This window comes from Corynebacterium sp. LaCa_205 (assembly GCF_057458085.1).
Genome location: NZ_CP190931.1, coordinates 2,187,091 through 2,205,378, shown reverse-complemented (window position 1 = coordinate 2,205,378; position 18,288 = coordinate 2,187,091). Strand labels below are relative to the sequence as shown.

The following is an 18,288-nucleotide window of genomic DNA, read 5'->3' as shown; positions in this document are numbered from 1 at the left end:
GAGTGAAAGCGCCCGTGTCCCGTCATTGAGACGGAGCACGGGCGCTGTGGCGTTTTCAGCGCCCCTTAACCACCTCAAGCCCATGATTTGGTGAATTAAGGCTTTCCCTGTTGAACGTAACTAGATACTAAGCTAAAGTTAAGATTGCTTTAAGTACTGAGAGTTTTTCAGCTTTCGCGGGCCCTATTCCCGCGTATTACTACACAGGGAGTTACTTCAATGATTATCAAGCTTGTGAGCGGCCTGCTAGCCACGATTATGGGCTTCTTCGGCCTGGGCGCCCCGGCGCAGGAGGCTGCGCCGGCTCCTGAGCAGGAGCAGGTTGCCGTTGCTGGGCAGGGCAACAACGACGACGTGCAGGCACTTATCGACGCCGCCCATGCCGAAGCCGGCTACGACTTCATCAGCGTCCGTTACGAAGGCGACACCGCCCATATTGCCCTGAACCCGGAGACCTACAACCCGGACAAGGATGGCGATACTTTTGAGGCGGTTTCCCAGCTCCTGCAGGAAAAGGGCTACCGGGTTACTGCCGTTCTTTAAGGCCTAGTTCATTCCAGGATCCGCACTGCGGCCTCGGTAAAGCATCCGCTTGCCGACGCCCGTGCGGATTTTTCTTTGCCCAATTCTCCCTCACTCCCTATTCGGGGGTCCTAAGTGTGATTGTGACGACCTTAGGCAGAGTTTTCGCTCACACAGCCCTTCTTGGAGATGAGAGGCAAAAGGGTTAAGGATTACTACATTTCTAAATGTCGAACGTGCGTACACTCTTATCGAATGCCATGCAGTTACACCTGTAACACCAACTTTCTGGGGATGGTAGCGGGGTGACGCGAAGAAATTGCGTGCAATCCCCCCTCTCTAAAATTTGCAAGAAATTAGATAAAGCACAGCGTAAAGAAATATCTACGTAGGTCTTGTTAAAGCTAATCTTAGTATTGATTAAACCATTAGTGTGGTGTCCAGACCTTAAGAAAGGCCTAGGATACATTGAACATACGTATTTAAACCTAGGTTAACCGTGGAAATAAGTGCATCCACCTGTGGGTATGAAATTAGAAATCCTGCATAACCTGCAGTTTTCTAAAGCTTTCTGGCTGGCGCCTTAAATTTTCCCGTGATACTATGCTGAGGGCACGATAAGAGTTAATCCAGATTCGGGTTCAAAACCCTGATTAACCGCAGTGTGTTCAAGTCTCAATTTCAGGTTCTGTTCAGCGAAGACACTCGCTGTACAGGAAAACGAATGTAAGTATTTGTACCGCTCGAAGAGGAAAGAATGAGTAAGTTAAGAAATATATCCCGAGAGGGGTGGATGGTCTTTACCGCAGTGCTTGCTGCAATTGCGGTAATCGCGGCCATGGTCACCGTTCCGGGTAGTAAGGCAGGGGCTGCTGAGCCTACCGACTTTACGCCGAACGTAGAGATGGGCGGTAGGGTTAATGTAGGCGAGGACGCCCAGGCATGGGGCTCTCTGACGTGGGCAGGTCCCCCTAAGGATGGCACGAAGGCAAACCCAAATAACAACGTGGGGTGGGCTTGGTGTATAGATCCTCTTGACAAGTACCCAAATAACAAAACTAGCGTTTTGTACTCGAAGGACAACGCGACAAAATTGAGCATTCCTTCCGAGTATCGGGACGCTGTGATTCGGTTAGCTCTCGAGTGGCAAAAGGCCATTAAGGCTGGGGATAAGGCCGCTGCGGGTACGTATGTGGTATACATGATAGCGCTGGTAAGTGAACGTCCGGATAACAGGACTGCGGCCGCCTATACCATTAACGGGCAACAGCCCAAGTACAACAACCCTTATGATCAAGTCAACTTTCCGACCTTTAATGGCTCTATGAAAGAATTCACAGATCTAACGGGTCTTGAGATTGAGAGCGCTTATACTCCGGGAAATAAGGGCCCTTCTTTCAAGAAGGTTTCAGAGATTCCTGAGCAACCTGCAGACTATTTCGTCACTGTGGTTATTCCGGTTGAGAAGAATGGGAAAAGGGCTCCAGGCATGCAGCGAGTAATGCCGCCGGATCAGCCGGGTCTGCCCGACGATGAAGGTGAAACTGAGGAACCTACTACTTCTCCGGAGACTCCGAAGACGGAGGAAAATCCGTCCGATGAGACCACTCCTGAGAATCCGGGTGAGGAGACTACCCCTAATAGTGAGACGACCACGGAGTCTGAGCCGTCTAACACTGAGGAGACCACTCCAAAGGATTCCACTACTGAACCGACCTCTCCTGACGAGACCACTAAGGTGACTGAGCCGACCGCTCCGGTTCCAGGCACTGAAGAGCAGGAGAAGGACCTTAATCCGGAGATTAAGACTGAAGCTTCCTTTGATGGCGACAAGCAGCAGGTCGTTGCTGGCGCTACCGTTAAGGATAAGGTTCACTACGAGGAGCTTGTCCCGGGTAAGAAGTACACCCTAAAGGCTGAGCTGCGTAACAAGGCTGCTGGCGAGAACGGCGAGCACGCTATTCTTGGTACCGGTTCTGAGACCTTTGAAGCTACGGGTGAGTCCGGGGACGTTGAGGTAAAGATCAATGTCGATGACAGTGTGAAGAACCCTGTTGCTGCTGCCGTTGCTTATGAGAAGCTGTACTCCCACGAGGTGGATGAGAACGGCAAGGATGTCCCGAACGATTCCGGCGATGGCAACTTCATTGCGAAGCACGAGGACATTGATGATGAGGCGCAGACCGTCAATACCAAGTGGAATCCTGAGATTCACACGCAGGCCAAGATCAAGGATGGCAACCGTGTAGAGAAGGGTGCCACGGTTATTGACACTGTGACGTATAAGGATCTTGTTCCGGGTAAGAAGTACACCCTGAAGGCAAAACTCATCTCCAAGAAAGATGGCGAAACCGTACTGGGTGAAGGCTCTGCGGAACTGACTCCGAAGGAGTCCGCCGGTGAACAGAAGGTTGAGATCACCGTCAACGAGAAGGCAGATCCTGCTGTTGACGCTGCGGTTGCCTTCGAGAAGCTTGTATCTACCGAGGTAGACAAGGATGGCAACGAGACCACTGGCTCCTCCGATGAGAACGAGATTGCTACTCACGAAGACATCAACGATGAGAAGCAGACCGTTAACACCAAGTGGACCCCGTCTATCCAGACTAAGGCTGAATTTGACAACGCTAAGCAGGTAAAGGCTGGCGTCACCGTCAAGGACACCGTTACCTACACCGACTTGGTGCCGGGTAAGGAATACACCCTGAAGGCTGAGCTGCGTAACAAGGCTGAGAATGATAAGGGTGAGCACGAGGTCGTCGGCAAGGGCGATGTAACCTTCACTCCGAAGAAGTCTTCCGGCGAGCAGGTTGTTGACATTAAGGTCAACGATGACGTTGAAGGCGTTATCAAGGCTGCCGTCGCATTCGAGGATCTCTATTCCAAGCAGGTCGATGAGAACGGTAAGGACACTCCGAACTCTGACGAAGAGAAGAAGATTACCGATCACCGCGACATCGATGATGAGGCACAGACCGTAACCTCCAAGATGGAGCCATCCATCGGCACCAAGGCTGAGAAGGCTGAGGGCGATGAGATCAAGGCTGGCACCGTCATTACCGATAAGGTTAAGTACAACGACCTGGTTCCTGGCAAGGAATACACTCTGAATGCAGAGCTGCGTTCCAAGGTCAAGGACGAGACCACTGGTGACTTCCCGGTAATCGGCCACGGTGAGAAGACCTTCGTACCGAAGACCTCCGAGGGCACGGTAGAAGTCAAGATCACCGTTGATGAGGGTGTTACCGAGGCCGTTGATGAGGCAGTTGCTTTCGAGTACCTGACCTCCACTGCTGTTAACAAGGACGGCGAGGATTCCACCACTGGTGAGAAGAATGACATCGCCGAGCACACCAATATCGAGGACGAGGCTCAGACTGTAAAGTCTGACAAGCCTTCCGAGACCACCACTCCGGAGACCGCCACCTCTACCGAGGAGGTTCCGGATAAGCCTGGTCACGGTGGCGAGGGTGAAACCTCTACGCCTTCTTCCTCTGAGGATTCCTCTACCTCGACGACTAGCGAGGCCAGCGAGTCTGAGGAGCCGGGTGACTCTGAGAGTGAGAAGCCTTCCGAGTCTGAGGAACCGTCTGAGTCTGAGTCCAGTGAGTCTTCTGAGTCCGAGTCTGTAGAGACCACGTCTTCTGAAGCTTCCGAGACCTCTGAGTCTGACAAGCCTTCGGACGGCGAGTCGACGACCCCGGATAAGCCGACCGAGCCTTCTGAATCGACCGAGCCTAACGAGCCGGGTACCCCTGGTGACGACGAGAAGGACACTCCGAAGGTTTCCACTAACGCTGACTTCGAGGGTGGCCTGCGTGAGGTTGTTGCTGGTGCCAAGGTTGTGGACCAGGTTTCTTACGAGGGTCTGGTTCCGGGTAAGGAATACACTCTGGATGCCCAGCTGATTTCCAAGGAGGACGGCAAGACCGTTCTTGGTGAGGTTAAGGGTCACAAGTTCACTCCGGAGAGCGCTAATGGCACTGAGGCTGTCACCATCACCGTCAATGATGATGTGACCGAGCCGGTTGAGGCTGCGGTTGCCTTCGAGACGCTGACTTCCACCCAGGTGGATAAGCACGGTGAGGACAACCCGACCGATGAGGACAACCCGAATCCGGTTGGTGAGCACAAGGACATCAATGACGAAGATCAGACTGTGACCTCTGAGGGTTCTGAGAAGACTCCGAAGGTTTCCACTAACGCTGACTTCGAGGGTGGCCTGCGTGAGGTTGTTGCTGGTGCCAAGGTTGTGGACCAGGTTTCTTACGAGGGTCTGGTTCCGGGTAAGGAATACACTCTGGATGCCCAGCTGATTTCCAAGGAGGACGGTAAGACTGTTCTGGGTGAGACCAAGGGCCACAAGTTCACTCCGGATGAGGCTAATGGCACTGAGGCTGTCACCATCGTTGTCGATGAGAAGGTAACTGAGCCGGTTGAGGCTGCGGTTGCTTTCGAGACGTTGACTTCCACTGAGGTGGATAAGCACGGTGAGAACAAGCCGACCGACAAGGACAACCCGAACCACGTTGGTGAACACAAGGACATCAATGATGATGACCAGACTGTGACCTCCGAGGGCTCTGAGAAGACCCCGAAGATCACCACTAACGCTGACTTCGAGAAGGGCTCCCACGCAGTTATTGCTGGTGCCAAGATTATCGATGAGGTTACCTACGAGGGCCTGGTTCCGGGTAAGGAATACACCCTGAAGGCTGAGCTCATTAACAAGAAGGACGGCGAGACTGTTCTGGGTACCGGTGAAAAGACCTTCACCCCGGAGAAGTCCCACGGCATGGTCCCTGTCACCATCACCGTGAACGATGATGTGAAGGAGCCTGTCCAGGCTGCGGTTGCCTTCGAGGAGCTCACCTCCACCGAGGTCAATGACAAGGGTGAGGAGACTCCGGGTACTACTCCGGAGAAGCCGAACCACATCGCTGAGCATAAGGACATCGACGATGATGACCAGACCGTGATTTCCCACGAGGTTGAGGATCAGGACAATCCTGACGATGACACCTCCAACGGTGGATCCTCTAACGGTTCCTCTAAGGACAATAAGTGGTGGCTCATCCTGATTCCGGGCATCGGCTTGGGCAAGATCATCAAGGATCACTTCGACCACAAGGATCATGGCAACCACAACGGTGGCCACGGTGACAACACCAGCAGCCACAATGGTGGCCACGGTGACAACACCGGTAACCACGATGGTGGCAATGGTCATGAGGTCAAGGGTCAGGATGCCCCTAAGGGCGGCAACGCTGACAATGGACACGGCCGCGGCGTCGAGGTCCAAGGTCAGGAACCTGAAGAGACTGGTAACGCACTGCCATCCAACGCCGAGCGCGTTGAGATTAAGTCCGTACCGTCCGGCGCAACCGAGCTTGAGCCGGGTATGCAGGATTACATCAAGTAGTCCATAAGCATCGGTGAGGCGGCCCGCGGGTCGCCCCACCGGGGTTGAGACTTAAACACCAAAAATCCCCTCCAGGGTGTGACTGCACACGCTGGAGGGGATTTGCATATAACCTGCACAAGGTAGACAAAACGAGGAAGTAAAGGAAGCTAGCTATGGGAAAGCACGCGCAACCACAGCAGCCGGAAGAGAATGGAACTTCGCAGTATCCGGCGAGTGGGGAAGAAGGGGGCGTCGGCAAGCAGGGCATGGGCCGTGGCAAGCTGATCGCCATTATTGCGGCAATTGTTGTCGTGGCATTGGTATTGCTGCAGGTAGTGCTGTACCTGGCGCGCGATGATGAGGATGAGGCCGGCTCGGCGCCAGAGACGGTGGCCAGCGAGAGCGCACCGGAGGAATCCGGGCCGAAGTCGGATGCCTTCGTGGATGATTCGGGCCAGCAGGAGCACGAGTATGAGGCCGCGCCTGGTGAATTCAAGGGCTTTGAAGGCATGTCCGTGGGCATCGATGGCGAGTACGCGGCCGTGGACCCCGTACAGGTCACGGACCAGGGTGTGCTGCTGCCGCCACACGACGTCACCCGCGTGGGCTGGTACTCCGCCTCCGCCGTGCCAGGTGAGCCGGGCAATGTGGGCTCGAGTGTGATTACCGGGCACATTAACTACCAGGGCCAGGGCACCGGCTATGCGGAGAAGTTCACGAAGCTGAAGAAAGACCAGGAATTTACCGTGGTCATCGACGGCCAAGAGCGCACCTTCCGCGTGACCGAAGCGCCGTATCGCTTGCCCAAGGGTTCCGGCTTCCCGGACGTGGTCAACGATAAGCAGGGTAAGAACCGCCTGGTTCTTATTACCTGCGGCGGCCAGTTCGTTGGCGGCGCGCTGGGTTATGAGGACAACATCATTACCGTGGCAGAGCCGGTAGGCGAGCCAGAGCAGCCCGCCGAGCAACCGGCAGGGGAGGCCCCGGCTGAGGCCCCTGCAGCCTAGCGGATACCTTTCAGGCGCCCTGTGGAATTGCCCACAGGGCGCCTTTTCTTATCCGTGGCACCTGGCATGTGGGTAGTGGGGTTGGGGCCTAAATATGAAATAATTTAAGGCAGTAACCGCCGCTGCCTGCGGCTTAGAAGGAGCATTTTCATGGATAATCCAGGCGAGATCGCCGGTCATATTGGCACGCCGCTGACCAGCAATGCCACCAAGGTATTGCTGCTGGGCTCAGGCGAGCTGGGCAAGCAGCTGGCCATGTCCTTCCAGAACCTGGGCCTTGAGGTCCACGCGGTGGACTCGTATGCGGGCGCGCCGGCACACCAAGTGGCGCAGTATAGCTACGTCGCCGATATCAAGGACGCCGGGCGCATCCTGCAGCTAGCACGAGAGATTCAGCCGCACTTTGTGGTTCCAGAGGTAGAGACCGTAGCGGTAGAAGCGCTGGAAGAGATGGAAGCGCAGAGTGACGCCATCGTGGTCCCCTCGGCTCGCGCCTGCGCCATGACGCAGGATCGCCAGTGCGTGCGCGAGGTGGCCGAGAATATTGGATTGCCGGTCTCCGCGTATCGCTTTGCTAGCTCATTGGAGGAGCTAGAAGAAGCAGTCGGGGAGCTGGGCTTTCCGTGCATCATTAAGCCGGATGTCTCCACCTCCGGCAAGGGCCACATGATTGCCCGAGATGAGGACGATGTGCGTGTGGCCTGGGAGACCGTGCGGCGGGTGTCCTCGGACTCGCAGCGCGTGGTGGCCGAGCGTTTCGTGGACTTTGATCTTGAGGTCACCCTGCTAGCTATCCGCTCCATCGACCCGGCCACGGGCAAACTGGCCACGTGGTTTAGCGAGCCCATCGGACACCGCCACGAGCGCGGCGACCTCGTAGAGGAGTGGCAGCCTACTGGAATGAGCGAGATTGCGCTGGAAAATGCCCGCTCTGTGGCGGCGCGCATCTCCAATGAGCTGGGTGGTCGCGGCGTGTACTGCGTGGAGCTGTTCGTCGCCGGCGATGACGTGTACTTTTCCTCCGTATCCCCGCGCCCCGCGGATACGGCGATGCTTACCGCCTACACGCAGCGCTTTTCCGAGTTTGACCTGCATGCCCGGGCGATTTTGGGCTACCCCATCGACGCCACCCTGGTCACCCCGGGTGCCAGCGTGGTCATCCACGCGGACGAGGAGCTGAATGAGGTGGCCTATACCGGCGTCGCCGCGGCCCTCAGCTATGCGGAGACGGACGTCAAACTCTTTGGCAAGCCCGGGGCTTACAAGGGCCGCCGCATGGGCTTGGTGTCTGCTACCGCGGAAAGCGCGGAGGAGGCGCGCGACCGTGCGGCTCTAGCGGCACACAAGATCGAGGTGACCACCACGCCGGGTCTGCTGGCGCAAGGCGGCGCCCGCGGCATCGATCCAGAAACCGAGAATGTTCCCGATATTGAGGTCGTGGAGTACGCAGGCGGCGTGGAGCTCGATCCGAAGCTCGCCTCCGGCGTGGACGACGCCGACTAGGAGGCGGCCAGCTGTCCAAGCGTCTAGCTGGCGGGGCGCAGCATCGGCTGGTGGGGGACTCCTTCGTCGTCGAATAGCTCGCCTACCGGAGTAAAGCCAAAGCCGGCGTAATAGTCCACGAGGCCGGCCTGCGCCTCTAGGTAGAGCGGCTTGCCTGGGTGCATGCGCTCGCCTAGGTCGACGGCCGCCTGGAGAAGTTCGCGGCCGAGGCCCGTGCCGCGCGCGGCGGGCGCGAGCGCGAAGCGGCCGATTTGTGCGCCGGTGGCGTCGGCAAGCGCGGCGTCAGTAGGCGCAGCCGGAAAGACGCGGGCCGTGCCGAGCAATTCGTGGGAGTCCGTATCCCAGGCCAGCAGGTGCACGGTCTGGGGGTCGGCGTCGGTGGCGTCAATCTCGGCATACGGGCAGCGCTGCTCGTGCACAAAGACATCCACCCGCAGCTTGTAGAGCTGGTGGACGTCCAAGGCTGCCAGTTGACCCAAGGGCGCGGCGGAAATAAAATGCGGCACGGGTTAGGCCTGCGGGCCGGCGTGCTTGACCATCTCGTCCCACTCGACGATCTTGATGCGCTCGCGGCCGTGCGGCTCGCCAGCGGCGCGCTCGGCGGCATCCAGGCGGTGCCAGCCTTCCCAGGTGGTCACGGCGATATCGCGGGAAGCCAGGAAGTCCAGGATATCCTGCGGATCGCGCTTGGTGGCCGGCTCCAAGTCGCCGGCCTTGTAATCGGCGATGAGCATGGTGGTGGTGTCCTTGGCATCGGACTTGGTATTGCCAATCAGGCCCACCGGGCCGCGCTTAATCCAGCCGGTGGTGTAGAGGCCGGGGAGCTTTTCGCCGTCGACATTGGCCAGCACGTGGCCGCCGTCGTTAGGCATGGTGGCCTGGGTCTCGTCGAAAGGTACGCCGTCGACGGACTGCGGGTGGTAGCCCACCGCGCGGTAGACGGCCTGCACCGGCCACTCGGTGAACTTGCCGGTACCGGTTGCGGAGCCATCGCCATTGAGCTCAGTGCGCTCGGTCTTGATGGCGGTGACATGACCGTCTTCACCCAATACCTCTACCGGGGATTCGAAGAAGTGAATGTAGAGCTTGTGCGGGGCATCGCCCGGCTCGCGCATAGCGTAGGACTCTAGCGTCTGGCATACCAGGTCGGTGGACTTGGCGGCGCGGCGTGCCTCCTCGGAGGCGGCGTCATATTCGATGTCCTCGGGGTTGACAATGACCTCAATGGTCGGGGACTCGTCTAGCTCCTTGAGCTCCTTCGGCGTGTACTTGGCCTGTGCCGGGCCGCGGCGGCCGAAGACGTGGACCTCCTTGGCGCGGTTTTTCTTCAGCGCTGCGTAGACATTATCCGGGATCTCGGTAACGAGCAGCTCGTCGGCGGTCTTGGCCAAGATACGAGAGACGTCGAGGGAGACATTGCCCACGCCCACGACGGCGACGGATTCTGCGGAGAGATCCCAGTCGCGCTCGAAGTTGGGGTTGCCGTCATAAAAGCCTACGAACTCGCCCGCGCCGTGATTGCCCTTAAGATCCTCACCGGGGATGCCCATGCGCTTATCGGCGGTGGCGCCGGTGGCGAAGATGATAGCGTCGTAATACTCGCGCATCTCCTCGACGGTGATGTCCTTGCCCACCTCGATATTGCCCAGGAAGCGGATCTCTTCTTTTTCCATAACGTTGTGCAGGGACTGCACGATGCCCTTAATACGCGGGTGATCCGGTGCCACGCCGTAGCGGATCAAACCGAACGGCGTTGGCATCTTTTCAAAAAGATCGATCTGCACATCGAGGTCGGATTTCACTAGAAGGTCAGAGGCGTAAATGCCTGCCGGGCCGGAGCCGACCACGGCGACGCGCACTGGGTTAGTCATGTGCTTAGGGTGTCCTTTCTTTCGTTGTGCTGCATATTCTACGCGGTCACTATGCGATAAAAACCACAGCATTACTAACCCCAGTTTAGGGCGGTCACGATAGGGCATAGGAGGGGGTAAATCGCGTACAGTGGAAGAGTCACCGCGTGTTAATAACTGTGATGGATGACATGAAGTTATGACACGCGTTAATTGTGTTCAAGTGACCGTGAATGAAAGGTAATTTGCATGTCTGCATCCCATTCCGCAGTTATCAGCACTATCGGCCGTGGCTTTGATGGCCTCGACGTGTCGGCCCTAGCCCAAGACTTGGGGGCGGAGTTCATCCGCCTCGAAGACTTTGACGCCACCGTCGCCGCTGTACTCGCTGAGGCGCCTGCTGCCGAGAACATCGTGGCGCAGGGCACCGGCGATATCGCTTTTGATGCTGAGGTAGCTGCCGCCCTCGGCCTGCCTCTGGCCATCATTTCCGGCGCCCCGCAGCGCACCGGCGAACTGGCCCAGCAGAATGCGGAATCCTTGGGTGCCACCGTCGCTGGCATCTTCACCGATCTGGAAGCGGTTCCGGGCGCACTTGCCTCGCTTGGCGACGTCACCCCGGTCATGTCCGCAGACCTCTTCCAGAAGCAGCTCATTGACCAGGCCCGCGCCGCCGGTTCGCACATCGTTCTGCCAGAGGGCGACGATGACCGCATCCTCGAAGCCGCTCATGTGCTGCTGCGCGATAAGGTTGCCAAGCTGACCATTCTGGGCAATGAGGCCGATATCAAGGCCCGCGCCGAAGAGCTCAAGCTCGACCTGGCTGGTGCCGAGATCATCAACCACCTCGAGTCCCCGCTGGCAGAGGAGTTCGCCGCCGACTTTGCCGAGCTGCGCAAGAAGAAGGGTGTCACCCTCGAGCAGGCGCGCGAGACGATGCAGGATATCTCCTACTTCGCCACCATGATGGTCCACAAGGGCTTGGCCGATGGCATGGTCTCCGGCGCTGCTCACACCACCGCCCACACCATCAAGCCTTCCTTCCAGATCATCAAGACCAAGCCGAATGCTTCCGTCGTCTCCTCCATCTTCCTGATGGTCATGCGCGGCCGCCTGTGGGCCTTTGGTGACTGCGCCGTCAACCCGAACCCCACCGCCGAGCAGCTGGGTGAGATCGCGATTGTCTCCGCACAGACCGCTTCCCAGTTCGGCATCGACCCGCGCGTGGCCATGCTGTCCTACTCCTCCGGTACTTCCGGTTCCGGCCCGGACGTCGAGCGCGCCGTGGCCGCCGTAGAGGCCGCCAAGAAGCTGGATTCCTCCGTCAAGGTGGATGGTCCGCTGCAGTTCGATGCCGCCTGCGATCCAGGCGTTGCTGCGAAGAAGATGCCGAATTCTGAGGTTGCCGGACAGGCAAATGTTTTCGTCTTCCCGGACTTGGAGGCCGGCAATATTGGCTACAAGACGGCACAGCGCACCGGCGGCGCGCTCGCCGTGGGCCCGATTCTGCAGGGCCTGAACAAGCCGGTTAACGATTTGTCGCGTGGTGCGACCGTTCCGGACATCATCAACACCGTTGCAATCACCGCTATTCAGGCTGGAGAGAAATAAATGTCATACGTTCTGGTCCTTAACTCAGGTTCTTCCTCCGTTAAATTCCAGCTGGTCGATCCCGAATCCGGCGCCACGGATACCCCGTTGGTTTCTGGTTTGGTCGAGCAGGTTGGCGAGCCCCTCGGCGCTGTCACCGTGAAGACCGGTGGCGAGAAGTACAAGGAAGAGCTGGAAATTCCTACTCACTCCTTCGGCCTTGAGCGCGCTTTTGCCATCATGAGTGAGCACAACGTGGGCCCGACCGACGTGGATGTCATCGCCGTTGGCCACCGTGTCGTCCACGGCGGACGCCTCTTCTCCGAGCCGCAGCTCATCGTGGACCAGATCGAGTCCATGATTGAGGACCTCATCCCGCTGGCTCCACTGCACAACCCGGCTAACTTGGACGGCATCCGCGTGGCTCGCAAGATGCTGCCGGATATCCCGCACGTTGCCGTCTTCGATACCGCCTTCTTCAACACCCTGCCGCCGGCAGCCGCGCTGTATGCCATCAATAATGAGGTGGCATCCAAGTACGATATTCGCCGCTACGGCTTCCACGGCACCTCCCACGAGTTCGTCTCTCAGCAGGTTCCAGGCCTGCTGGGCCGCGATCCGATGCACACCCACCAGATCACCCTTCACCTGGGCAACGGTGCCTCCGCTGCGGCCATCCGCAACGGCCGCGCCATTGATACCTCGATGGGCCTGACCCCGCTGGCCGGTTTGGCCATGGGTACCCGTTCTGGCGATATTGACCCAGGCATCATTTTCCACCTTGTCCGCCAAGCGGGCATGAGCGTGGATGAGATTGACAACCTGCTCAATAAGCAGTCCGGTGTCAAGGGCATCTCTGGTGTCAATGACTTCCGTACGCTGCGCGAGCGCATCGACAACGAGGACCAGGACGCGTGGCTGGCCTACAATATCTACATCCACCAGCTGCGCCGCTTCATCGGTTCCTACATGATTTCCCTGGGCCGCGTTGACGCCATCACCTTTACCGCCGGTGTGGGTGAAAACGATACCGAGGTGCGCCAGGACTCCCTGTACAACCTGGATATGTACGGCATCCACTTTGATAAGGAGCGCAACTTGGTCCGCTCCGATCAGCCGCGCATGATTTCCACTGAGGATTCCCCGGTTAAGGTCTTTGTCGTTCCGACCAATGAGGAGCTGGCTATCGCGCAGAAGTCTGCCGAAATCGCCGCTATGGCGCGTGAGGCTGGGCTTTACAAATAGAAAGGTTCCTCCCCGGCCAGCGAAAGCGGCCGAGCAGTGAACAAGGGGGCGTGCGGTAAAAAGACCGCACGCCCCCTTCTTTTGTTTTTCTGCGCTGTGCGAGTAGATGAAAGAACGCAAGCTAGAAGGTGGTCACGGGGCGGACCTGGTTGGCAAGGTCCACGAGGGCGTAGCGGTGGCGACTAAACGGTGCCTGGCGGGCGAGGGCGCGGAGGGTCTCGGACAGGCCGGTGCGCAGGCCGCGTTGGGTGAAGGCGTATTCGAAAAGATCGTTGGGGGAGGCGGCATGGGAAAGATCCGCGTTGCGCAGGAAGTTTAGGCCGGCGGAGATGACGGCGATCTTAATCTGGAGAAAGCGCGGCTCGTTGGTGGGGACCTCTTCGAGGCGTCGGGCAGCGCGGCGGATGCGGGACTCGGAGAGATCGTGGACGATGAGCTGAAGGATCGTCGTCAAGCGGGCCATACGGTAGTGACGCGAGGCATTAGGAACCTTGTCTAGTACGGTGACGGCGACCTCCACCTCTCCCTCGGAGCGCAGCTGGCGGGCGAGGCCAAAGGAGGAGGACACGGTCGTGGGGTTGGTGGACCACACGATTCCGTAGAGGCGCATGGAGTTAAACCGCAGGGCAGCGGGGTCTTGCGTGACGTGGTTCCAGATTTCTGGCTGGCCCTCAAAGGCGGAGTTGGGGAGATCGGCCAAGGTGGAATGCATATTGGAACAGGCCCGGGCCACCGTGGGATCAATGAGCGAGATATCGCTGTAGTCCAGCTGCTGCAGGATGAGTTCGTTGATGGCGGCGATGGCGAGTTTGGGTGCCGCCTCGCCCGGAAGGAGATCGAGGACGGCGGAGAAGTATTTCTGGGCGTCGCGGTAGTCATCGAGGAGCAGTTCCGTGATGCCGGCATACCACTGGAAGCGCCAGTCCCGGCCGAGGCGGTTTTCGATGGAGCTGAGCCACTGCCGCGCCTGGCCGGTATAGCCCAGGTCGATCATGGAGCGCACCACGCCGAGTGGAATTTCGGCCGAGTGCTCGTACTCGGGGGTCTGCATGGCCTGGCGGAGGGTTTCGAGGGCTTCTTGTGGCTCCGCGTAGGAAGCACCCTGCAGCAGGCCGGCGCCCACATCGTCGCGGTCTAGCAGCGGGGTGGGCAGGGCGGAGACTACCTCGGGGGCGGTGATCTGGACGGTGCGATCGATGCCGTCAATAAGCTGGTCGGTGCGAAAGACCAAGTGCTTGGTGCCAAAGGTGGTACGTTGCGGCGAAAAGAGCGAGTGCTGGGAAGGATATTGCAGGCCGTCGCGGATGGCAATGACCTCGCGCAGCACGCCGTAGAGCTGGGTGCGCAGCTCCTTGATGGAGGTAAAGCGGCGCTCCGGATCCGGGTCCGTGGCGCGCTGTAGCAGGCGGTATAAGGACAAGAAACGGCGCAGTTCCGGCTCCTCGGTGGGGGTGGGGATACCTGGCAGATAAACGCCGTCTTCGGTAGGAAGCTTGAGGCACAGCGAGGCTAAGGTACGGCCGATGGTGTAGATATCGCTGGCGATGGAAGGCCCCTCGGTGACGACTTCCGGGGCCTGATAACCCTTGGTGCCGTAGATATAGCCAAAGGCGCCGATGCCGGAGACCGCGCCCAGGTCAATGAGTTTAACCTGGTCCTCGGTGACGATGATGTTATCGGGCTTTAAGTCGTTATAGACCACCCCGCGCGAATGCAGGTACTCCAGCGCGGGCAGGACTTCCAGGATATAAGCGATTGCGATATCGACCGGCAGTAGTTTGTCCGTCTGCTTTTTCCGCCTGTTTTTAAGCGACGGCCCGCCGACGTACTCCATGACAATAAAGCCGCCGGGTACCCGGGGGTCATCGATGAAGTTGAAAATCTTGACGATGCCCGGGTGGGTAATATCCGCGAGGAACTCGCGTTCTGCCACCGCAGCTGCGGTTTCATCGGCCGATTTTTGGGCCTGCATACCTTTGAGGACCACCACTCTTCCAGAAACAAAGTGGTCATTGGCCAGGTAAATCCAGCCCATGCCGCCATGGGCGATGACGCCCAAGATTTCATATTGGCCGGCCACCATGTCACCAGGCTGTAACTGCGGTGGCGGGATCTTTTTACCGGAGGATGCCTCGTGTGGGTCGATCAGGGCGTCGGTCGGCTCGGAGGGGGTGATAAACGGCAGGCGCACCATGCCATCGGCCACGCGGCGCTCGGTGCGGTGGGTGCCACGGCGCTCGCGGAAGGTATCGAGTGCGCGGCGGCGCGAGCGCTGCGAGGAGTCCTCCTGGGTCTGCTGGGCGCGCTGCTGTTCGCGCTTAGCCCGGATATTGTCTAGGTCCGCCAAGAGGCTAGAGATATGGTCCGGGTCGATGGAACCATCGCCATCCTCGTCATCGTCTGCGAAGGGATCGAAGGCTACCGCGGAGGTGCCGGTATCACCGTCTGCTTCATCCTCGTCAGCGAAGGGATCAAAGGCCACCGCCGCGGTTGCTTCCTCGTCTTCGTCCGCAAACGGGTCAAAAGCTACGGCTGCTGTGGCGGGGCCGTCGTCCGAGGAGGCATCGCCTAGCGCATCCGGCTCCTGCGCGGAATTGGTGGCATTGGTGGGCTGGCGGAAGGCACGCTGGGTATCAAGGTTTTCCGGCTCGATGTATTCGAGCTCATCATCGCTAAAGTTCGGGTTATGGCTCATGGTTTAGCCTCCTCCTCGATATACTTTCCGGCCGGCAGCGTGGGCTCTTCTAAGTAGGCACCGAGCCACTCCTCAAAAAGGGAAGACCACGTGCCATCGCGGCGTATGCGCTCTAGCGTGGAATTTATTTGGCGCAGCAGTGGGCGGGTGTCATGCTGCTTGCTGGGCAGGCGCACGGCCACGCCGTAGTTTTCGGTTTCCAGCGGTTCGCCCACGATGGAGGTATAGGAATCCTGGGCGGCCATGCCGGAGAGCAGGGCATCATCGACGACGATGCCATCGGCCTGGTTGAGCTGCAGTGCCATGAGGCAATCGCCCCAGGAACGGGTGACCAAGATATCGGCTTTGGGGGCGTGCTCGCGGATGGTATCGAGTGCGGTGGATTCGCCCACACCGCACAGCGTCTTCCCAGCGGTGTCCTTGATGGATTTGATGCCAGATTTGCTGAGCACCAGCATGCGGGTTTGGGTACGCATATAGGGGATGGAAAAGGCCACCTCCCGCTCTCGCTCCGGGCTAATGGTCATCGTGCGCACAATCATGTCCACCGCGCCGGAATTAAGGGCATCGACTCGGTTGGAGGATTCCACGAAGCGGAAGTCCACCTTATTGGGATCACCAAAAATATCGCGGGCAACCTCGCGGGCGATATCTACCTCGAAGCCGCGTACTTCACCCGAGGCGGCGTCGCGGTAACTCAGCAAGTTATTGGAACGGTCCACACCCACGATGAGCCGGCCGCGCTTGACGATGTCCGGCACCCGTTCTTTCGCTTTCTTGTCATCTGGGCGGTAGCTGCCTTTAATGTCTTCACCAGAGGCGCGGTGCGCGGGGGTGGTTCCTGCCTTTTCAATCTTTGCCCCATCTGGCAGCGGCGGGCCCGGCTTTGCGTCAAGGGCCTGCTCGGCGGGCGCCTCCAGTGGCGGGGTAGAGCGGACATCGCAGGAAGCCAGAGGCAGCGCGGCGCAGACGCAGGCAAGCGAAGCGAGGACGAGGCGTGGGCGGCGCATTAGAGGTACTCCTGCAATCGGGGACGGATGCCCAGCCACACGGCGATAATGGCGCATAAGGTCAGCAAGAATACGGCCGAGGACACCGCGGTCATGGCGGTCAGGCCGCGTTCCAGGTAGCTGCGCATAGCGACGCGCGCCTGACTAATGAGATCGGAGAGCTCCGCGTCGAGCTCGTCATAGGAACGCGCCGTGGTCATCTCACCGTCCTTGGGCTCGGTGGCCGTGGCCTGGTAGATGGCTTCATCATAGTCGCCGTCTTTCAGCGCGCCCATGAGCTTATCGTGGGTGCCACGCCACTGCTCGGCGGCCGCCCGGGCGCTGTGGATGAGTTCGGGGTCGGTGACCTCCACGTCCTCATCATTGAGGGCATCCTCATAATCCTGCAAGGCCATTTCGATGGAGTTAATCGAGCTGGAAAAGCGCACCATCGTATCCTCCTCGGAGGAACGCAGCACCAGCGCCAGGGTTTCAGAGGTGCGCGCCTGCTGCGCCTCAATACGCGAGGCCGTCAGCGAATCCCATGGGCGCGAGGCTGTCTCAAAGCCCTGGTGGCCGGTGGACCAGGTAGCGAGGTTGGATAGTGCTACCCAAGAAATGGCTAGGAAGAGCAGCACGCTGGCCGTCAAAAAGCCACGATTAAAACGCCGGCGGGTCTGGCGCCACAGCCACCACTGGGCCACAACGAGGAAAAAGAGCGCGGCAAAGAGGCCGGAGAGCGGCACCCACTGCGGCGAAGTGAGCTTTTGCTGCTGCTGGTTTACCTTGGCGGTGGTCAGTTGGAAAAGCTCGGAGGCGGCCGGCAGGATATGCTCGCGCATTAGTGCAGAGGCATTGGACATATAGGAGTTAGCTACCGCATTGCCCGCCCGGTGATTAGAACGGGCCTTTTCCACCATCGCGGTATAGACGGGCAGCTCGCGCTGGATAAAGGTCACCAGCTCGCGCACACGGCCATCTTCCTGTGTGGTACCCAGCACGGATTCGGTGGCTGCCACCGAAGCGGCATCAATAGCTTCGTTATAGCTATCGCGATTTTGCTCTGATTCCACACCGGCCTGTACGAAGCCGGTGGTGGCCACGGTATCGGCCACCGAAAGCGAACTATAAAGGTGGTGCGCCGCATTCGACATCGGTTCGGTAGTGCTTAGCAGCTCGTCCAAATCGGAGTGGCGGGCGGCGGAAGATTGGGACATCGATAAGCCGGCAGCGCCCAGGGCCACGGTGAGGATGAGCGTGACCGTAAAAAGCTTGCCCGGGGTGGTGGAGGCAAAGTAGTAAAAGCGGCGCATCAGGCGCGCCGGGCCTGCGAACCATTGCATGGCGCGGCTGCTGAGCCCGCTGAAGGCCGGGCCGGTGGGCGCGGTGACCTCATCGAGCCAGTGATCGCTCGGGTGAGCGTGCTCGTTGTGCACGCTTTCTGCCCGGACTGCCTGCTCGGTCATTAACTCAGAATAGCGTC

General features: G+C 59.0%; 11 protein-coding genes. 6 read left to right on the top strand and 5 right to left on the bottom strand.

Annotated elements, in window-relative coordinates; all coding sequences use genetic code 11:
• The first annotated feature begins 219 nt into the window (after positions 1-219).
• The 4 genes from ACP8J1_RS10600 to purT all read left to right on the top strand — a co-directional run bounded on the left by ACP8J1_RS10600 (position 220) and on the right by purT (position 8,436).
• Positions 220-543: a hypothetical protein gene (locus ACP8J1_RS10600; RefSeq protein ID WP_023019986.1), complete on the top strand. Its 324-nt coding sequence runs from the start codon at positions 220-222 to the stop codon at positions 541-543.
• Between the two features lie 736 nt (positions 544-1,279).
• Complete coding sequence (locus ACP8J1_RS10595) at positions 1,280-5,944, top strand: VaFE repeat-containing surface-anchored protein (RefSeq protein ID WP_248133583.1); 4,665 nt, start codon at positions 1,280-1,282, stop codon at positions 5,942-5,944.
• 155 nt (positions 5,945-6,099) lie between these two features.
• Positions 6,100-6,933, top strand: coding sequence for a class F sortase (locus ACP8J1_RS10590; RefSeq protein WP_023019983.1), 834 nt, complete (start codon positions 6,100-6,102; stop codon positions 6,931-6,933).
• Positions 6,934-7,083: 150 nt separating this feature from the next.
• Positions 7,084-8,436 (top strand): formate-dependent phosphoribosylglycinamide formyltransferase, encoded by a 1,353-nt coding sequence (gene purT, locus ACP8J1_RS10585; protein ID WP_023019982.1) that lies wholly within the window; start codon positions 7,084-7,086, stop codon positions 8,434-8,436.
• A 23-nt stretch (positions 8,437-8,459) separates the two neighbouring features.
• On the opposite strand, the gene ACP8J1_RS10580 is transcribed toward purT, so the two are convergent.
• On the bottom strand, positions 8,460-8,942 hold the full coding sequence (locus ACP8J1_RS10580; RefSeq protein ID WP_023019981.1) for a GNAT family N-acetyltransferase: 483 nt from the start codon (positions 8,940-8,942) through the stop codon (positions 8,460-8,462).
• A 3-nt stretch (positions 8,943-8,945) separates the two neighbouring features.
• Entirely contained in the window at positions 8,946-10,307 is a 1,362-nt protein-coding gene (locus ACP8J1_RS10575) for an FAD-dependent oxidoreductase (RefSeq protein WP_023019980.1), read from the bottom strand.
• A gap of 228 nt (positions 10,308-10,535) precedes the next feature.
• On the opposite strand from ACP8J1_RS10575, the gene pta reads away from it, so the two are divergent.
• Entirely contained in the window at positions 10,536-11,897 is a 1,362-nt protein-coding gene (gene pta, locus ACP8J1_RS10570) for a phosphate acetyltransferase (RefSeq protein ID WP_023019979.1), read from the top strand.
• Positions 11,898-13,121 (top strand): acetate kinase, encoded by a 1,224-nt coding sequence (locus ACP8J1_RS10565; protein ID WP_023019978.1) that lies wholly within the window; start codon positions 11,898-11,900, stop codon positions 13,119-13,121. It begins immediately after the preceding gene.
• A 121-nt stretch (positions 13,122-13,242) separates the two neighbouring features.
• Here ACP8J1_RS10565 and ACP8J1_RS10560 read toward each other — a convergent pair whose 3' ends face one another.
• The 3 genes from ACP8J1_RS10560 to ACP8J1_RS10550 are packed head-to-tail and all read right to left on the bottom strand — an operon-like array spanning position 13,243 to position 18,271.
• Positions 13,243-15,816: a serine/threonine protein kinase gene (locus ACP8J1_RS10560; RefSeq protein WP_023019977.1), complete on the bottom strand. Its 2,574-nt coding sequence runs from the start codon at positions 15,814-15,816 to the stop codon at positions 13,243-13,245.
• Positions 15,813-16,826 carry a glutamate ABC transporter substrate-binding protein gene (locus ACP8J1_RS10555; protein WP_023019976.1) on the bottom strand — a complete coding sequence of 338 codons (1,014 nt, stop codon included), beginning with the start codon at positions 16,824-16,826 and terminating at the stop codon, positions 15,813-15,815. The genes ACP8J1_RS10560 and ACP8J1_RS10555 overlap by 4 nt, the downstream gene beginning before the upstream one ends.
• Positions 16,826-18,271, bottom strand: coding sequence for a hypothetical protein (locus ACP8J1_RS10550; protein ID WP_023019975.1), 1,446 nt, complete (start codon positions 18,269-18,271; stop codon positions 16,826-16,828). Before ACP8J1_RS10550 ends, ACP8J1_RS10555 begins: the two co-directional genes overlap by 1 nt.
• Positions 18,272-18,288: the final 17 nt, after the last annotated feature.